The organism is Streptomyces sp. JNUCC 63, from assembly GCF_054366325.1.
This window is the reverse complement of record NZ_CM135963.1, coordinates 8,035,202-8,050,421: the sequence shown is the minus strand read 5'-3', so window position 1 is coordinate 8,050,421 and position 15,220 is coordinate 8,035,202. Positions and strand designations below refer to the sequence as shown.

General features: G+C 70.3%; 18 protein-coding genes and 1 pseudogene. 13 read left to right on the top strand and 6 right to left on the bottom strand.

Features of this window, described 5'->3' with window-relative positions; genetic code table 11:
• The first annotated feature begins 265 nt into the window (after positions 1 to 265).
• From ACX25U_RS37430 to ACX25U_RS37405, 6 genes and pseudogenes are all read left to right on the top strand, one after another.
• Complete coding sequence (locus ACX25U_RS37430) at positions 266 to 733, top strand: transposase (protein ID WP_454386663.1); 468 nt, start codon at positions 266 to 268, stop codon at positions 731 to 733.
• Between the two features lie 129 nt (positions 734 to 862).
• A complete protein-coding gene (locus ACX25U_RS37425) occupies positions 863 to 1,174 on the top strand; it encodes a transposase (protein ID WP_454386662.1) in 312 nt (103 codons plus the stop codon).
• The gene (locus ACX25U_RS37420; protein WP_454386660.1) at positions 1,171 to 1,935 is read left to right on the top strand and encodes an IS3 family transposase; all 765 of its coding nucleotides are present in this window, start codon (positions 1,171 to 1,173) and stop codon (positions 1,933 to 1,935) included. The genes ACX25U_RS37425 and ACX25U_RS37420 overlap by 4 nt, the downstream gene beginning before the upstream one ends.
• Before the next feature lie 107 nt (positions 1,936 to 2,042).
• A complete protein-coding gene (locus ACX25U_RS37415; protein WP_454386658.1) occupies positions 2,043 to 3,137 on the top strand; it encodes an IS110 family RNA-guided transposase in 1,095 nt (364 codons plus the stop codon).
• Positions 3,138 to 3,296: 159 nt separating this feature from the next.
• Positions 3,297 to 3,611: pseudogene (locus tag ACX25U_RS37410) on the top strand (integrase core domain-containing protein); the annotation flags it as partial.
• A 144-nt stretch (positions 3,612 to 3,755) separates the two neighbouring features.
• The gene (locus ACX25U_RS37405; protein WP_454386656.1) at positions 3,756 to 4,985 is read left to right on the top strand and encodes an RNA-guided endonuclease InsQ/TnpB family protein; all 1,230 of its coding nucleotides are present in this window, start codon (positions 3,756 to 3,758) and stop codon (positions 4,983 to 4,985) included.
• Here the strand turns inward: ACX25U_RS37405 and ACX25U_RS37400 are convergent.
• A complete protein-coding gene (locus tag ACX25U_RS37400; protein WP_454386654.1) occupies positions 4,978 to 5,181 on the bottom strand; it encodes a hypothetical protein in 204 nt (67 codons plus the stop codon). The two genes, ACX25U_RS37405 and ACX25U_RS37400, sit on opposite strands and share 8 nt — an antisense overlap.
• Positions 5,182 to 5,504: 323 nt before the next feature.
• Positions 5,505 to 5,708, bottom strand: coding sequence for a hypothetical protein (locus tag ACX25U_RS37395; protein ID WP_454386652.1), 204 nt, complete (start codon positions 5,706 to 5,708; stop codon positions 5,505 to 5,507).
• 599 nt (positions 5,709 to 6,307) lie between these two features.
• Between ACX25U_RS37395 and ACX25U_RS37390 the strand changes: the two genes are divergently transcribed.
• Positions 6,308 to 6,469, top strand: a complete 162-nt coding sequence (locus ACX25U_RS37390) for a hypothetical protein (RefSeq protein ID WP_454386651.1) — start codon at positions 6,308 to 6,310, stop codon at positions 6,467 to 6,469.
• Here ACX25U_RS37390 and ACX25U_RS37385 read toward each other — a convergent pair whose 3' ends face one another.
• Positions 6,470 to 7,588 carry an epoxide hydrolase family protein gene (locus ACX25U_RS37385; protein ID WP_454394685.1) on the bottom strand — a complete coding sequence of 373 codons (1,119 nt, stop codon included), beginning with the start codon at positions 7,586 to 7,588 and terminating at the stop codon, positions 6,470 to 6,472.
• Positions 7,589 to 7,688: 100 nt separating this feature from the next.
• Between ACX25U_RS37385 and ACX25U_RS37380 the strand changes: the two genes are divergently transcribed.
• The 4 genes from ACX25U_RS37380 (at position 7,689) to ACX25U_RS37365 (ending at position 9,783) form a co-directional block, all read left to right on the top strand.
• Positions 7,689 to 8,165 (top strand): MarR family winged helix-turn-helix transcriptional regulator, encoded by a 477-nt coding sequence (locus ACX25U_RS37380; RefSeq protein WP_454386649.1) that lies wholly within the window; start codon positions 7,689 to 7,691, stop codon positions 8,163 to 8,165.
• Between the two features lie 88 nt (positions 8,166 to 8,253).
• Positions 8,254 to 8,604: a hypothetical protein gene (locus ACX25U_RS37375; RefSeq protein WP_454386647.1), complete on the top strand. Its 351-nt coding sequence runs from the start codon at positions 8,254 to 8,256 to the stop codon at positions 8,602 to 8,604.
• 121 nt (positions 8,605 to 8,725) lie between these two features.
• Positions 8,726 to 9,493: a TnsA-like heteromeric transposase endonuclease subunit gene (locus ACX25U_RS37370; protein ID WP_454386645.1), complete on the top strand. Its 768-nt coding sequence runs from the start codon at positions 8,726 to 8,728 to the stop codon at positions 9,491 to 9,493.
• Between the two features lie 62 nt (positions 9,494 to 9,555).
• Positions 9,556 to 9,783 carry a hypothetical protein gene (locus ACX25U_RS37365; RefSeq protein ID WP_454386644.1) on the top strand — a complete coding sequence of 76 codons (228 nt, stop codon included), beginning with the start codon at positions 9,556 to 9,558 and terminating at the stop codon, positions 9,781 to 9,783.
• A gap of 70 nt (positions 9,784 to 9,853) precedes the next feature.
• On the opposite strand, the gene ACX25U_RS37360 is transcribed toward ACX25U_RS37365, so the two are convergent.
• Positions 9,854 to 10,159, bottom strand: a complete 306-nt coding sequence (locus tag ACX25U_RS37360; RefSeq protein ID WP_454386642.1) for a hypothetical protein — start codon at positions 10,157 to 10,159, stop codon at positions 9,854 to 9,856.
• Positions 10,160 to 10,337: 178 nt separating this feature from the next.
• Here ACX25U_RS37360 and ACX25U_RS37355 point away from each other — a divergent pair, with 178 nt between their 5' ends.
• Both ACX25U_RS37355 and ACX25U_RS37350 read left to right on the top strand, forming a co-directional pair.
• A complete protein-coding gene (locus tag ACX25U_RS37355; protein ID WP_454386640.1) occupies positions 10,338 to 11,747 on the top strand; it encodes a hypothetical protein in 1,410 nt (469 codons plus the stop codon).
• Positions 11,748 to 12,848: 1,101 nt separating this feature from the next.
• Entirely contained in the window at positions 12,849 to 13,919 is a 1,071-nt protein-coding gene (locus tag ACX25U_RS37350; RefSeq protein ID WP_454394683.1) for an integrase core domain-containing protein, read from the top strand.
• Here the strand turns inward: ACX25U_RS37350 and ACX25U_RS37345 are convergent.
• Together ACX25U_RS37345 and ACX25U_RS37340 are read right to left on the bottom strand one after the other, a co-directional pair.
• Positions 13,876 to 14,490, bottom strand: a complete 615-nt coding sequence (locus ACX25U_RS37345; protein WP_454386638.1) for a hypothetical protein — start codon at positions 14,488 to 14,490, stop codon at positions 13,876 to 13,878. The two genes, ACX25U_RS37350 and ACX25U_RS37345, sit on opposite strands and share 44 nt — an antisense overlap.
• Complete coding sequence (locus ACX25U_RS37340; RefSeq protein WP_454386637.1) at positions 14,481 to 14,996, bottom strand: RNA polymerase sigma factor; 516 nt, start codon at positions 14,994 to 14,996, stop codon at positions 14,481 to 14,483. The genes ACX25U_RS37345 and ACX25U_RS37340 overlap by 10 nt, the downstream gene beginning before the upstream one ends.
• Positions 14,997 to 15,220 lie beyond the last annotated feature (224 nt).

The window sequence follows — 15,220 nt, the reverse complement described above, 5'->3', positions numbered from 1 at the left end:
AGGTCAGCGGCCTGGCCGATCGGGCCAACGGGCCAACAATGGGACGAAGAACGGTGGAGACAAACCCCTTTAAAGCGGGGCAAGTTGGCGACCGCAGGGCGAGGTCCGTGCTCGACGCCCTATCGTCGATCGCGGGACGGCTTGGCGACGGCATTCGGCCAGGTCCTCGGAGACCGCACCGGAGAGCCTCGCCACCTGCGGAAACGCGAGCGCCTAGAGAAACGACCTGGGGCAGCCGAGAAGGTGAAGCCGCAGGCCAGCGGGCATGCCGTTGCTCCAGAGGCTCCGAATTACGTCGAACCCCGGCAAGACGGTCCCCGACGGGCAGAGCGAACTGTTCGCCGTCTGGCGCCACCACGCGATCTTCACCGACAGCGTCTTCGTCCTCACCGACGCCGAGCCCATGCACCGCGCTCACGCCGCGGTGGAACAGGTCTTCGCCGACCTGGAGGACTCCGCCCTGGCCCACCTGCCCTCGGGGAAGTTCACCGCGAACGCGGCCTGGCTCACCCTGGCGGCAGCCGCCTACAACCTCACCCGCGCCGCCGGCCACCTCACCTCCACCTTCCACGCACGGGCCCGGACCGGCACCATCCGCCGCCACCTGATCACCGTCCCGGCCCGCATCGCCCGCCCAGGACGACGCCTCGTGCTGCACCTGCCCCAACACTGGCGCTGGGCCGACGACTTCATCGGCCTGTGGACCGCCACCGGCCAGCGCATGCAGACCTGAGCAGCCAGACCCCGCCGTCCACCCACGACCTGGAAGACCTCGGAGAACCCGCCACCGTGAGCTGCACTGATCTTCGTGGAGTCCCTGAAGCCTGGGTTACGCTTCCAGGCGTAAGGAGAACCACGAGCAGTGCCAGCACCCCGTAAATACCCCGATGAACTCCGTGAGCGTGCCGTGCGCGAGGTCCGCTCGACGGGACGCCCGGTTGCCCACGTCGCCCGCGAGCTCGGCATCCACAAGGAGGCTCTGCGGTCCTGGGTCCGCCAGGCTGAGGCCGACGCCGGCGAGCGCGACGACCGCCTCACCAGTGCTGAACGCGACGAGCTGAAGGAACTCCGCAAGGAGAACGCCGAGTTGAGGCGGGCCAACGAGATCCTCAAGGCCGCCAGCGTGTTTTTTGCCCAGGAGATCGACCGTCCCCGGACGAGGCCGAGCAGGTGATCGACCATCTGCGCGACAAGGGCCTCGGGGTCGATCCCGTCTGCCGGGTGCTGGACCTGTCCCCGTCGACGTACTTCGCCCGTAAGACGCGGCCGAAGTCGGCCCGCCGCCTCCGCGACGAGGAGCTGATTCCGCTGGTCACGGCGGTGTGGGAGGACTCCGGCCGCACCTACGGCGCCCGCCGGGTCACCCGCGCGCTGGTCCGTGCCGGACACCAGGTGGCCCGGTGCACGGTGGAGCGGTTGATGCGCGAGCTCGGCATCGAGGGCGTCATCCGTGGCCGGCGGCGCCGCACCACGGTCCCGGAGCCGTCCGCGCCGCGCCCGCCGGACCTGGTCAACCGCCGGTTCGCCGCTGAGCGGCCGAACCAGCTGTGGCTGGCCGATCTGACCTACATCCGCACCTGGTCGGGCTGGGTCTACGTGGCGTTCGTCCTGGACGCGTACTCCCGCCGGATCGTGGGCTGGCAGGCCGCCACCCACATGCGCGCGGACCTGCCGCTGGACGCGCTGGAGATGGCGCTGTGGCGGCAGAAGATCAAGAAAGACGCCGACCTGATCCATCACAGCGACAGTGAGTATGTGGAGTGCTGGATGTCCCCGGGCTTCCTGGCCCGCACAGCGACGGACGCGCGAGGATACCGGTGCCGGGATGCCCCGCGGCCTCCTGACCCGCACTCCGACCGACCGCGCTGTCCTTCCTCGGATCTGTCGGTGGCCCGGGGCATCCCGGCGAGGCACCCGCCTCGCCGACGGCCGTGACCTGAGGAGAGCCTGGCCAGAGGCGTCCCATCACTGTCGTGTCCGCCGCCTTCGACGAGCCCGTGCCGACCCCGGAACCAGTCGGACACAACCGTTCGGAGGCCGACATGGCCAGCATCCCACTCACGTCCCCTCTCGTCATCGGGGGCGTCGACACCCACAAGGACCTGCACGTCGGCGCGGTCGTCGACACCGACGACCGCGTCCTGGGCACCGCCTCCTTCTCCACCACCCGGGCCGGCTACCGGGCCCTGCTCGCCTGGATGCGCACCTTCGGGGACGTGCGGCGCATCGGGGTGGAGGGCACCGGCTCCTACGGCGCCGGGCTCCTGCGCCACCTGGACCAGGCCGGCGTCCAGGTCCTCGAGGTCGACCGGCCCGACCGCTCGGACCGCCGTCGCCGGGGCAAGGACGACACCCTCGACGCGGAGAACGCCGCCCACGCGGCCCTGGCCGAACGGCGCACGGTCACTCCCAAGACCCGCACCGGCATGGTCGAGTCGCTGCGGGTGCTGCGGGTGGCCCGCAGCACGGCGGTCAAGTCCCGCCGCGTCGCCCTGCAGATGCTGCGCTGCCAGATCGTCTCCGCCCCCGAGGAACTGCGCGACCAGGTCCGCAACCTGACCCGGATGCAGCTGATCCGCACCTGCGCGGCCTGGCGGCCGGACGAGAGTGCCTTCCGCGATCCGGTCGCCGCCACCCGGATCGCGCTGAAATCCCTGGCCCGGCGCTACCTCGAACTCGACGACGAGGTCGCCGACCTGGACGAGATGGTCGCCCCGCTGGTCCGCGAGCTCGCTCCCGGCCTGCTGGCGGCGGTCGGGTTCGGCATCGAGAACACCGCCCAACTGCTGGTCACTGCGGGCGACAACCCCGACCGCTGCAGCAGCGAGGCCCGCTTCGCCAAGCTCTGCGGAGTGGCCCCGCTGCCGGCCTCCTCGGGCCTGCACCAGCGCCACCGGCTCAACCGCGGCGGTGACCGGCAGGCGAACTCCGCCCTGCACCTGGCCGTGGTCACCCGCATGCGCGTCGACGACCGGACGCGCAAGTACGTGGAGCGCCGGACGGCCGGGGGAAAGTCGAAGATGGAGATCATCCGCTGTCTCAAGCGGTACACCGCCCGCGAGGCGTACTACCTGATCAAACAGGACGCCAGTCGGCGGGCCACCACCGGACGCCGCACCTACCGGACCGCCCGATAGCCAGCCCCTCCCGGGCCGGAGGCCGGTGCTGTCCAGGGTGGGCGAAGCCCATCGCGCAGCGACGCCGCAGGCGCCCTTGACAGCCCAGCCCGGCCCGGCATCCTTCAGGCTCGGGCGCTCCCGGCAATGGGCCGATCCCAGGAGGTTGACACACAGGAGAGCATCCGCGGGTCGCAATACGTGTCCATTCGGTATACGGAGCGTCTCGCCGAGGTCGGCGCCTCCGCGTCGGTCGGCTCCGTCGCGGACTCGTACGACAATGCGATGGCCGAGGCCCTGAACGGCACGTTCAAGGCCGAGTTGATCGACCATCAGGGGCCGTGGCGGGACTTCGACGAGGTCGAGCGGGCCGTCTTCCAGTGGGTCGCGTGGTACAACGGTGAACGGCTCCACTCCGCCCTCGGCTACGTGCCCCCCGACGAGTACGAACAGGCGTACTGGACGAGACAGGAGCAAGTCCCGCAGACCGCTTGATCACACGATCGCGGACTCCACGAAAGTCGGGGCAGCTCACCGGAACGGCCATCCGGAACCCCGCCCTGCCCCAAACCGAAAACCCACCCCGAAAAGCAATCACACTGCGCGATCAAAAATCACGCGGTGGATCGAGGGTGAGGTGTGACGCGGCAGGTCAAGCGGGCGTTCAAGTACCGCTTCTACCCCACGGACGAGCAGGCAGCGGAGCTGTCCCGCACGTTCGGCTGCGTCCGCCTGGTGTACAACAAGGCGCTTCAGGAGCGCACCCGCGCCTGGTACGGCGAGCAGCGCCGCATCTCCTACGTCCAGTCCTCCGCCGCACTGACGCAGTGGAAGAAGACCGAGGAACTGGCCTTCCTGACCGAGGTGTCCTCCGTCCCCCTCCAGCAGGCGCTCCGGCATCTGCAGACGGCGTTCGCCAACTTCTTCGCCAAGCGCGCCCAGTACCCGCGCTTCAAGAGCCGGAAGAAGTCCCGCGCGTCGGCCGAGTACACCCGCTCGGCTTTCAAGTGGCGCGACGGCCACCTGACGCTGGCGAAGATGGCCGGGCCGCTGGACATCCGCTGGTCGCGTCCGCTGCCCGAGGGCGCAGAGCCCACGACGGTGACGGTGTCCCGCGATGCTGCGGGGCGCTGGTTCGTGTCCCTGCTGTGTGAGGACACCATCGCGTCGGCTCCGGCCACGACGAACGCGGTCGGTATCGACGCGGGCATCACGTCCCTGGTGACCCTGTCGACCGGGGAGAAGATCGTCAACCCCCGGCACGAGCGCCGCGACCGTGACCGCCTGGCGAAGGCGCAACGGGAACTGTCGCGGAAGGCGAAGGGCTCCGCGAACCGGGCCAAGGCCCGCCGCCGCGTGGCCCGTATCCACGCGCGGATCACCGACCGCCGCCGGGACTTTCTCCACAAACTCTCCACTCGTCTCGTCCGTGAGAACCAAACGGTCGTGATCGAGGACCTCACCGTCCGCAACCTGCTGAAGAACGGCAGGCTCGCGCGCGCCATCTCGGACGCGGCCTGGACGGACCTCCGCATCATGCTGGAGTACAAGTGCGCCTGGTACGGGCGTGAACTCGTGGTGATCGACCGCTGGTTCCCCAGCAGCAAGCTGTGCGGGGCCTGCGGCACGGTCCGCGAGAAGCTGCCGCTGAACGTCCGGGAGTGGGCGTGCGAGTGCGGCACCGTGCACGACCGCGACGTGAACGCGGCACGCAACATCCTGGCCGCCGGGCTGGCGGCGTCCGCCTGTGGAGACGGTGTAAGACCTCAACGGGAGTCCTCCCGGACGGGGCGGTCGTCGGTGAAGCAGGAAGCCCAGCGGGCGACCGCTGGAATCCCCCGCCTTCAGGCGGGGGAGGAAGTCAAGTGATCGTTGTCGTCGGGAGCGTGATCCATACGACGGCGCCACCGTCGGCGTGGTTGGCTGCGCCGTAGCTGCCGATGACGGCGCAGGCGACGGCGTCGGTAATGGCGCGAGCTTGGTCGGCCTGGGGGAAACGATCGAAGGTGTGGGGAAAGAAATCTGGCGGCAAGCCGAGGCCGTGATCGCGCACCTCAATGCACACGCGGTCACTTCCATGGGGTCCTGACCGTGCTGCTGGGCGTTGCGGATCAGGTTCGTGACGGCACGGTCCAGCCGGTCCGCGCAGACCGCGGCAGTGAGGCTGGCCGAACAGGCGATGGTGTCCGTCTTGCCGGGGAGCCGTTGCGAAGGTGCGTGGCCACGTGCTGCGGCACCGATGGGAAGCCAGGGGCTGTGGCCACGCTCGGCGTGTCCTGGCGGCGGTCGGTGCGCTCCAGGAGCAGCAGGTATTCGGCGGCCAGGACGGTAGGACGCTCGATGGGGCCGCGTCGGATCAGCACCCGCAGCCGGGCCAGCAGCTCCGACTCAGCCCAGCGCCGGGGTGAGACGGCTCAGCGGCACCTTGCGACGGTGGGGGCGTGCCGCGCTGGTGCGCAAGCCCATCAGGTGCGGAACCGACACCTCCGGGACCCGCCTCGCCGGTGCGTGGATCTCGTACGCCTCCGGGACCAGGGAGACTCCGGCGGGGCCGACGGGGGCGGTCGCCTCGTGCAGAACCTGCTTGCTCATGTCGTACTCCTTACACATCGCCTGACCAAGTCGGACTTGACAGTGCCGATCGGGATGACGAAGCCGAGGCCCACGTCGCCGACGCTCGATGGGTCGGGTGGCGTCTCCGACGTCCTCGCCGCTGTGAAAGCTCTCGGTCACGGAAAAGAGAATGACCCGCGATCATGAAAACCACCTGAATCGACCCTAAGAAGACAGAAAAAACCGTATATATCCGACATGAAGACGCCTCAGTACGAAGTGATCGGCGGAGTGCCGAGCAGCCGCCCAGCCTGCGCGACACAGCGGCACCGGCACGCCGGGGAGTGACCATGAGCCGTTCACTGTAACGATTTCCCGTGACACGTAAATGGCGCCGACCCGCCTCCCCACGCCTCCTCGACCGGCGCGCAATCGGCTGCCCGTTCACGGCCGGCCTCCATCGCCGGACCGGGCGGCGGGCCCCTCGTGTTTCGGTGATCTGCAGCAGGAGGATCGTGGCATCACGTGGTGCCTGGTACCGGAGAGCGGATCACCGATATCCCGATATTCCGTCCTGGATGCCTCTGTCTCGACCTGGTCCTGCTCACCGTGACGGCCTGGCGACATCGTCAGTCGCGGTGGGCCGCTCGCTCCTGGTTGTCATCTGGCACCTGATCAACGACCCCGACGCCCGCTTCCAGGACCTCGACTCAGACTTCCACACCCGCCACGTCGACCTCGCACGCCGCAAACGCAGCCACGTCCATCGACCCGAAGCACTGACGTTTCCTCAGCGGTGATCACTTCCAGATTCCGTTGAGAGCGAGGTCGGCGCGGGCGATGCGGGCGAGGAAGAAGTCCCGGACGTCCTGGGCGAGCAGCTCGGGCACCTCCATCGCGGCGAAGTGGCCGCCGCGCTCGAACTCCGACCAGTGCCTGATGTCGTACAGCCGCTCGGCCAGCGGTCGCACCGACTGCGTGATGTCGTGCGCGAACACCGCCACGCCGAGTGGCACCGGGCACGGCTGCTGGACCCCCCGCGGGGCATCGTGGTGGAATCGCGCCGAGGAGGCCGCCGTGGCGGTCAGCCAGTACAGCGAGATGTCGGTGAGCATCCGCTCGTCGCTGACCGGCGTCTCGGGGTCGGTCCACTGTGCGAAGCGCTCGGCGATCCAGACCAGCTGGCCGACCGGCGAGTCGGTCAGCGCGTAGCCGATGGTCTGCGGGGTGAGGGCCTGCAGAGCCTGGAACGGCGGACGATTCGCCATCAGCTGCCGGACCTTGTCCAGCCGGGCTTCATCCGTTTCGGACAGTTCGATGCCGGCATCCAGGACCGGCCGGGTCGGCAGGTAGTTGACGTGCACCCCGACGACGTGCTCGGGTGCCACCGCGCCGAGCGCCGTGGAGATGCCCGCGCCGAAGTCGCCGCCCTGCGCGCCATAGCGCTCGTACCCGAGACGGTGCATCAGCTCGGCCCAGGCCCGCGCGACCCGGGTGGCGTCCCAGCCGCGCTGGTGGGTCGGCCCGGAGAAGCCGTAACCCGGGATGGACGGAATCACCAGGTGGAAGTCGCGCGACAGCGGCTCGATCACGTCGAGGAACTCCAGGAACGAACCGGGCCAGCCGTGGGTGAGGATCAGCGCGAGCGCGTCCGGCTTCGCAGACCGGACATGGACGAAGTGGATGTTCTGGCCGTCGATTTCGGTGGTGAAGTGCGGAAGCTCGTTGAGCCTGGCCTCATGCGCACGCCAGTCGTAGCCGGTGCGCCAGTATTCGGCAAGCTCCTTCAACCGCGCCAGCGGGAAGCCGTAGTCCCACCCGGCGTCGGCGACCTCATTGGGCCAACGGGTGCGGGAGAGGCGGTCGGTCAGGTCGTCGAGGTCGGCCTGGGGAATGTCGATGCGGAACGGCTTGATCACGGTCTTCACTCCAGGAGAATTCGTTCGAAGCCCAAACGTTCGTGCCACTAACGCAAGGTAGGCTGTTAGTGGCACTAACGCAAGAGGCGGAGGATCCCCCATGAGCCCGACCCCCGAACCCACCCCGGCCCGGCTGCGCACCATCCCCAGCCGCCTGCTCGCCGGGGCCGCGGTCGTCGCCGACCGGCTCGTCAGCGAGCGCCTGGCCGCCGAAGGCGCTCGCAAGTGGCACTTCGCCGTGCTGGTCGCGCTCGCCGAAGCCGGCGCCGCCAGCCAGGCCGAACTCAGCCGCCGCACCGGTATCTACCGCAGCGACATGGTCGCCGTCCTCAACGAGCTTGCCGACGCCGAATGCATCCGCCGCGAACCCGACCCCGTCGACCGCCGCCGCAACGTCATCACCCTCACCCCCACCGGCCGCCGCCGCCTGAAGCGCCTCGATGCGCTCATCGCCGACGCCCAGCGCGCACTCCTCGCCCCCCTCACCCCCGGTCAGCAGGACGAACTCACCCGCCTGCTCACCGTCCTGACCGAGCACCACCACCCCCCGCACCCCCGCCCGCACGACGCGCAATAGCCCATCCACCCGCGCCGTCCCGAGCCTCACCCCACCACCGACGGCTCCTCTGCTGACCAAGGAGAAGAAAGCGCCCGGCTCGGGCACGATGTGGCGCGCGGCGGCGCCCGCCGAGCAGCGCGCGCTGATCTGCGGCCTGGTCGAGAGCGCGAAGGAGCAGCTGCTCCAGCTGCGCGGGGCACAGACCGGGCCCACCGCCGAGGTCGCCCGGCATCTGCTGCACCACCTCAGTCACGGCGCCGGCCTGCTCAAGGAGGCCTGGCGGCAGACCGTCCTGGCAGCGGCGATGGCCGGCGTGCCCCCTAAAGGAGGTGGCCCAGTGGACGGGCCTGCCTGTCAGCGCCCTGACGAAGGCACTGGCCGCAGACCGGGAGGAAATCGGCGGCTGACGGCGGAGCGGGAGGCACCGGACGGCTGCGGGCGCTTCGTCAACCGTTAGCCGATGCGGCACCCCTTCGGGGCCGGAATCCCGGAAACCGTGGCACGCGCAGGCAGCAGTGGCTTGGCTGGAGCAGGTGATCAACGCGGGTGCAGCCGGGCCCGGTGGCCGGGCAGGGCGGGTGGAGGCAGAGCACGGTGCCGGGTTCGAGGCGGTCTTCCTCGATCCGGTCGGGCAGATGGTCCAGCAGCGGTGGGTGGACGCAGCCCTGGCGGTGGCCTTTGAGGACCTGCCGCCCGTCCCCGCGCTCCCCGTGGTGCCGGGGCGGCGGTGGGGGCCGGGCCTGTGGTGGTCGGCGACCACCGGGCGGCATGTGGCCATGGAATCGAACGCGACGCGGACCCAGCTGATGATCCTGGACCGTGATCCCCGGGTGGTCGGCCTGGCCGGACGGCCGGTGCGGCTGCTGTGGCGCAACCGCAGCGGGCGGGTGCGCTCGTGGGTACCGCAGCTCTTCGCCCGCTACACCGACGGCACCGGACTGCTGGCCGACTGCCCCAGCCACCCCGAGGCCGGCGGCGAACGCGCCCTCATTGCCGCGGAGGCGGTGGCCGAGGCATGTGCACCCATCGGCTGGACCTACCGGCGCCTTGCACCACTGGATGAGGTGCCGGCGGCGAACCTGAAACGACTGGCCGGCTACCGCCACCCCCGCAACGCCGGCCGCCCCGGCCTGATGCCCGCGGTCCTCGAGGCGTTCGCACGGCCGCGACCGCTGATCGAGGGCGCCGCAGCGGCCGGCGACCCCATCGAGGTCCTCCCGGTCGTCTTCCACGCCCTGTGGCACGGGCAGCTGACCACTCCGTTGGAAAAGCCGCTGCACGAGCGAGTCCTCGTCGGCCCAGGTAAGGGCAGCGGCGCCGGTGCGGACGGGGGCGGCGACCAGTGAACGGAGTACGGCGGGCTGCTCGGCCGGTGGTCAGGGCCGGGGCGCGCGTCCGCTTCCGCGGCGTGACGTGGCAGGTGGTCGCTCTGGCCGGGCAGGACATCCACCTCGTCGGCCCCGACGGCGGGGGCGAGGTCGTACCGGCCGGGCACCTGTTCGCCGATCCCGGCTTCACCGTCATCGGGGCGGAGACGCCGCAGGCGGCGGCGCACTGGGGGCTGTTCGAGACCGCGCCCGCACCGTCCCAGGCCACGCTGTACCGGCTGGTCACCACCCTCGCCCGCCCCGGCTAACTGCCCACCGGCCCCGTCCGCGCCACCCCTGCCAGCTGTAATGGGCGGGCCTTTGCCCCCCACCGCGGCGCTACGGCCCGGTGAGCAGGTCCAGGTCGACACCACCCGCCCGGACGTCCTCGCCCTCTTCGACGACGGCACCCTCGCCCGGCCCGACCCCACCAGATCGCGGTCGATGTCGCCACCCGCGCCATCCTCGCCGCCGTCCTGTGCCCGCAGGCCACCAAGGCCGTTTGGGGCCGAGTTGCCGCTCAAGGACCGTGATCTGGTGGCGCAGGGCCAGGATCTCGGCGTCCTTGGCGCGGTCGCTCATCGGGAGCAGCCAGAGCGCGGCGAAGGCATTCGACACGATCAGACAGGCGAGACGCAGAAGCACGAGTGGTCATCATGCCGTGGCAACTGGCAGCGGCCGCAAGCGGAATGACCTGCGCGGACGAGATTCTCGGCACGCACAAGGCGCCATCGCGTTTCAGGGCAACCTTCCGGGAAGTTCGTGAGTCATGGGTATGCGTCACCGATCCGGTGCGTCTGATGCCTGAAGTTATGGGAGTCTCATGACGCCTCTCGCCGCCGTGCGGCGTACCATCTCCGCGTTTGTGCTGGCCGCGCTGGTCGGCACGGCGTCGGCCGGTCCTGCCCATGCCCAGGAGGAATTGCTGCCGGTCTCGGTCACTGGCCCCGGCAGCGTGAATCTCTCGCTGCACCCGGAGGCCGGTGAGCCGGGTGGGCCTCAGATCGAGCTGGGACTCCGGGCGCCCGGCGAGCCGGTACCGGACGAGGACGGCGTCATCTGGCCGATCCACACCGGTCAGTACACGGTCACCGTGGACGCGAGCTCCCTGGCCGGCGTTGCCGCGGTGGACTTCTCCCAGCTCGGCGGGTGGCAGGGGTGCTCCGTCGACGGGCTCGTCGCCACCTGCAGCGGCTACGAGATCTACGCGGGCCAGGACTTCAACGACCTCGGCGGCATCCGCCTCGACGTGACCGACGAGAGCTCCGCGGGCGACTTCGGCACCATCGAGATCACGGCCGCGGGCGAGGGTCTGGCCTTCACCGGACACACGGTGGACGTGCTGGTGGGCGGCCCAGAACTGCTGATGAAGCAGCTGACCGAGCCCGGGGGCTTCCAGGCCGGTGACACCTTCCAGGCGCCGCTGGGCTTCCGCAACGCCGGCGGGCTGGGCGGCGACGGCGTCGTGCTGCGGATCTCCGGCAGCCGGGGGCTGTCCTTCCCCAGTACCTTCAGCAACTGCTGGTACCAGCCGCGTGACCCCAACGATGTGCTCGGACGTTCCACGGCGCTCTGCATCTTCGACAGCGGGTTCGCCGGTGAGGCGGCATACGGGCTGAGCGCGCCCTTCCCGGTCGAGACGGCCGGCTTCGCGCTCTACGACGCAATGTCCTACAACTTCAGCGCGGTGCCAGCCGAGCAGGCGCGGAAGCTGCCGACCGAAGGCGACTACCAGGCGGGTGACGGGCCGGCGCTGGAGCTGGTCCGCGTGCCGGACGCGGACCCGGCCGATTACACCCGCTACGCGGAGATGGACTTCCCGACGGCGAACACCTTCGACCTCGATCTGACCGGTGAGCGGCTGCGCGCCCGCAAGGGCAGCACGGTGTCGGTGGACATCGGCTTCGCCAACCACGGCCCCGCCTGGCTGGCCGCGCTCCGCTCCGGCGGCGAACCGATCTCCTTCTGGGTCGACCTCCCCCCGGGTACCACGGTCACCGCGGTCCCCGAGGACTGCCGGCCCGGCTGGGAGGGCGCCGAGGGCGACTACCTCTGCTTCCTCGCCACGCCGATCCTGGAGGACGCCTCCCGCACCTTCACCTTCGGCCTCCGCGTCGACAAGATGATCAAGAACGCCACCGGCCGGGCGTTCTTCGCGTACACGATGCCCAACGAGGGTAACCCGGCGAACGACTCCGGGACGATCGTGCTGAACCCGGTGGGCAAGCACTGATCATCCGCCGACCCGGCACAGCGGGCCCGCCCAAAAAGGCGGGCCCGCTTTTACAGGACGGCGGAGCTCAGCGGCCCCGCACCGCTCTTCGCACGCCGCGCGGGCCGCTCCCAAGCACACACGCGCAAGCAGACACGCCGAACCTGTGCCGTTCGGAAATTCGTCGCTGCTGCTCGGAGCGGGTCTGGCGCGCCACGAGGGCCTCCTGGAACCCTGTCCGGGTGATCGTCTCGCTGGTGTACCGGGTGACGCGGAGGCTGCTGTCGGTCCCGGCGGTGCTGTTGCGTCGACGCGCGGCCAAGGATGCCGAGTTGTCGGTGCTGCGGCATGAGAACGCGGTGCTGCGCGGGCAGCTCACCGGTCCGGTGCGGTACGAGCCGTCGGACCGGATCTGGTTCGCTGCGCTGTCCGCGGTGTTCCCGCGACGCCGATGGGCGCGGGTGTTCCCAATCACGCCCGCGACCCTGCTCGCGTGGCACCGCAGGCTCATCGCGGTCACGTGGGACTCCAGCAAGCGCCGCCGGAGGCCGGGCAGGCCACCGACCGCCGGCGCGGTGAAGGCGCTGGTGCTGCGGCCGGTGGAGGCCGGGCAGGCCACCGGCCGCCGGCGCGGTGAAGGCGCTGGTGCTGCGGCCGGCCCAGGAGAATCCGCGTGGGGGCTGTCGACGGATCCAGGGCGAACTCGCCCGCCTCGGACATCCGACCGGCACCACGACGGTCTGGGAGATCCTGACGGCCGCTGGCATCGATCCAGCCCCACGCCGCAGCGGGCCGACATGGCGCGAGTTCCCGACCGCGCAAGCCGAGGGCCTCATCGCATGCGACTTCCCGCACATCGACCTGGTCGACCTTCGCCGGGCCTGCGCGCTGGTCTTCCTCGAGCACGGCACGCGCCGCCCGCACATCGCCGGTGTGACCGCTCACCCGACCGGGCAGCGGACCGTGCGACAAGCCCGCAACCTCGCCGTCGAGCCGGGCCTGCGCCTGGAATCACTGCGCTTCCTGATCCGCGACCGGGACGCGAAGTACACCGAGTCCTTCGACGCGGTCTTCGCAGCCGACGGCATCGAGGCCGTGTGGACCGCGCCGCGGGCTCCTCGGATGAACGCGCACGGTGAACGGGTCGTCGGAACCCTTCGGCGTGAAGTCCTCGACCACCTGCTGATCTGGAACGAGACCCATGCCCGCCATGCCCCGGACGCCTACGCCCGACACCACAACCGCCATCGCCCACATCAGGCTCGGGGACAGCTTCCGCCCCTCGCGCAGGAGCACCCGGCACCCAAGACCGACCTGACTACGCACCGAGTCCTCCGCCGCCGAGTACTCGGCGGCGTCATAAACGAGTTACGGGTACGCCGCCTGATCAGCGGCGACGAGTTTCCGAACGGCACAGGATCACACGGACGGGCGGGCCGGTGGGCCCGGCTCCCCGACGGTGCCTCCGCATCCCGCGGGTCCTGCACAGCCTGCGGGGCCGCCCGGTCGGCTGCGCCGTTCTCCCAGCGGTGCAGCCATGCAGTGCCCGTGCACCGCGTGTGCAGAAGGGGACAGGTAGACCTTGACCTGCTCGCCGGCCAGGCGCGCCTCCACGTCGCCGAAGTCCACCTTCGCCTCCGCCCCCCGCCGGCCTCAGGGGAACTGGCTGCCGAGGCCACGCTGTCACAGAGGGCCCTGATGGGCCGCGCTCCCTCGTGGGTTCCTGCGGCTGTGCAATCCCGGTGCCTGGCTCCTCATGTGGTTTCCGCTTCAGTCCTAGCCCCGGCAGGGATGATGATGCGGGTCACGGTGACGGTTACGGTGAGGGGTTCTGCAAGGCCGTGGGCGGTGAGGTGGGCCAGGACAGCGCTCCGGACCCGGGAGCGGACGTTGCGGGACACATCCAGCGGTCGGTGGCCTTCGGACACCAGGCAGCGCACTTCTACCTGCCAGCCGGAGCCGTCCGCCGCCCGGTCGGCGCGAACGCCGGCTTCGGACAGGGAAAGCCTCTCGTCGGTATCCGGCCAGGCGTGGGCGGTGGCTTGTGCGAGGCGGTGGGCCAGGCCGGGATGCAGGCCGGCTACGCCGGGGACCGAGAGAGCGGCGTATGCCGCGGCCGTGCGGGGGCTGGGGGCGTGGGATGCGGCCATCAGGCACCGCCGGGCTCGGGCAGCAGTACGTCGATCACCCTGATATCGACGTTCGTGACGGCCATTCCCAAGGTCCGGTCTGCGGCGGTGATGACCGATCGGCGAACATCCTCGGCCGCGGCCGGCAGCGGTTGGTCGAGGGCCGCGGCGAGGGTCATGGCCACGTGGACGTGGGTGCCCTTGCCCGCGGGTTTCAAGCGGCAGCTCACGGCCGTCGCCCCGGGCACGGTGTCGGCGGCCTGGCGCAGCACTTTGGCCGCAGCGTTCTCGGTGATCCGCAGATCCAGCGCGGGGTCGTCCAGTGGCAGCATGCGTCCGAGCCGGACTTCGGACCGGACGACGGCCATGACGCGGTCGGCGAGGGCGTTCAATCCGGTTGGCTGCCGTTCACGCAACGCCTGTGTGGCGGCGTCCAGTGCGGCCAGTCCTTCGGCGGCCTCGCGGCAGTACGAACAGGAGGTGGTGTGCGGGTCCGTCTGCGGCCGGGCGTCCCGTGCCTGTTCCCAGGCGTGGCTGAGGGGGCGACCGCAGGGCAGTACCTCGTCGCCGGTGAGCGGGGCCAGGTCGGGCACGCTCGTGTCTGCGTTGTGCGGATGCTGGTCCTCTAGCGCCATGGCACCATCGCCTCCTTCAGGGACCGGCGTGCTCGGAACAGTCTGCCGCGCACGGTCTCTTCGCTGGTACCTGTCACCTGGGCGATCTGTGAGTAGGGGAGTCCGTGTATCTCTCGCAGGATCCAGCTGACCCGCTGGTCGGCGCTGAGTTCGCCGACCGCCGTGGCCAGGGCGGCCGTGGCAGCGTTGCTTTCGGCGGTCCGGCTGGGCGAGCTGCACGCATCGTGCGCGGCGGGTTCGGGCACCTCCTCCAGCGGCACGGGAGGCAGCCGACGGCGCCGGGCGTTCAGGCAGCGATTCACGGTGATCCGGTAGATCCAGGTGGTGAAGGCCGCGCTGTGGCGGAATTCCGGCAGCCGTCGCCACGCGCTGACGAAGGCGTCCTGGACGGCTTCTTCGGCGTCCTGCGGGTTACCGAGCATGTGTGAGGCCAGGAGGAGGAGGTCGCGGCTGTGGCGCCGCACGAGAACAGCAAAGGCGTCCTCGTCGCCCTCGGAGGCCCGCACTGCCAGGAGGGCATCGGAGAGCCGGGGTTCCGGCGGTGCAGGTCGGACTTGTCGGGTCAACGTCCGCTCCCAGTCGCGTGCCGGGATGCCGGCATGCGGAGATGTCCGCAGCCGTGCAGACGCCGCGTCTTTTTGCGAGGCGCCCACTCCCACCCCACACCAGCCTATGTGATGCACATCACAATGGCTGAGTGTGAGAGTCGGGCCGGAACGGTGTCCAACCC

Excerpts from the sequence above, each read along its gene's own strand:
- ACX25U_RS37430 (WP_454386663.1), top strand. The coding sequence starts at position 266 with ATGCCGTTGCTCCAGAGGCTCCGAATTACGTCGAACCCCGGCAAGACG.
- ACX25U_RS37415 (WP_454386658.1), top strand. The coding sequence starts at position 2,043 with ATGGCCAGCATCCCACTCACGTCCCCTCTCGTCATCGGGGGCGTCGAC.
- ACX25U_RS37395 (WP_454386652.1), bottom strand. The coding sequence starts at position 5,708 with ATGAGCAAGCAGGTTCTGCACGAGGCGACCGCCCCCGTCGGCCCCGCC.
- ACX25U_RS37380 (WP_454386649.1), top strand. The coding sequence starts at position 7,689 with ATGAGCCCGACCCCCGAACCCACCCCGGCCCGGCTGCGCACCATCCCC.
- ACX25U_RS37375 (WP_454386647.1), top strand. The coding sequence starts at position 8,254 with ATGTGGCGCGCGGCGGCGCCCGCCGAGCAGCGCGCGCTGATCTGCGGC.
- ACX25U_RS37355 (WP_454386640.1), top strand. The coding sequence starts at position 10,338 with ATGACGCCTCTCGCCGCCGTGCGGCGTACCATCTCCGCGTTTGTGCTG.
- ACX25U_RS37350 (WP_454394683.1), top strand. The coding sequence starts at position 12,849 with ATGAACGCGCACGGTGAACGGGTCGTCGGAACCCTTCGGCGTGAAGTC.
- ACX25U_RS37345 (WP_454386638.1), bottom strand. The coding sequence starts at position 14,490 with ATGGCGCTAGAGGACCAGCATCCGCACAACGCAGACACGAGCGTGCCC.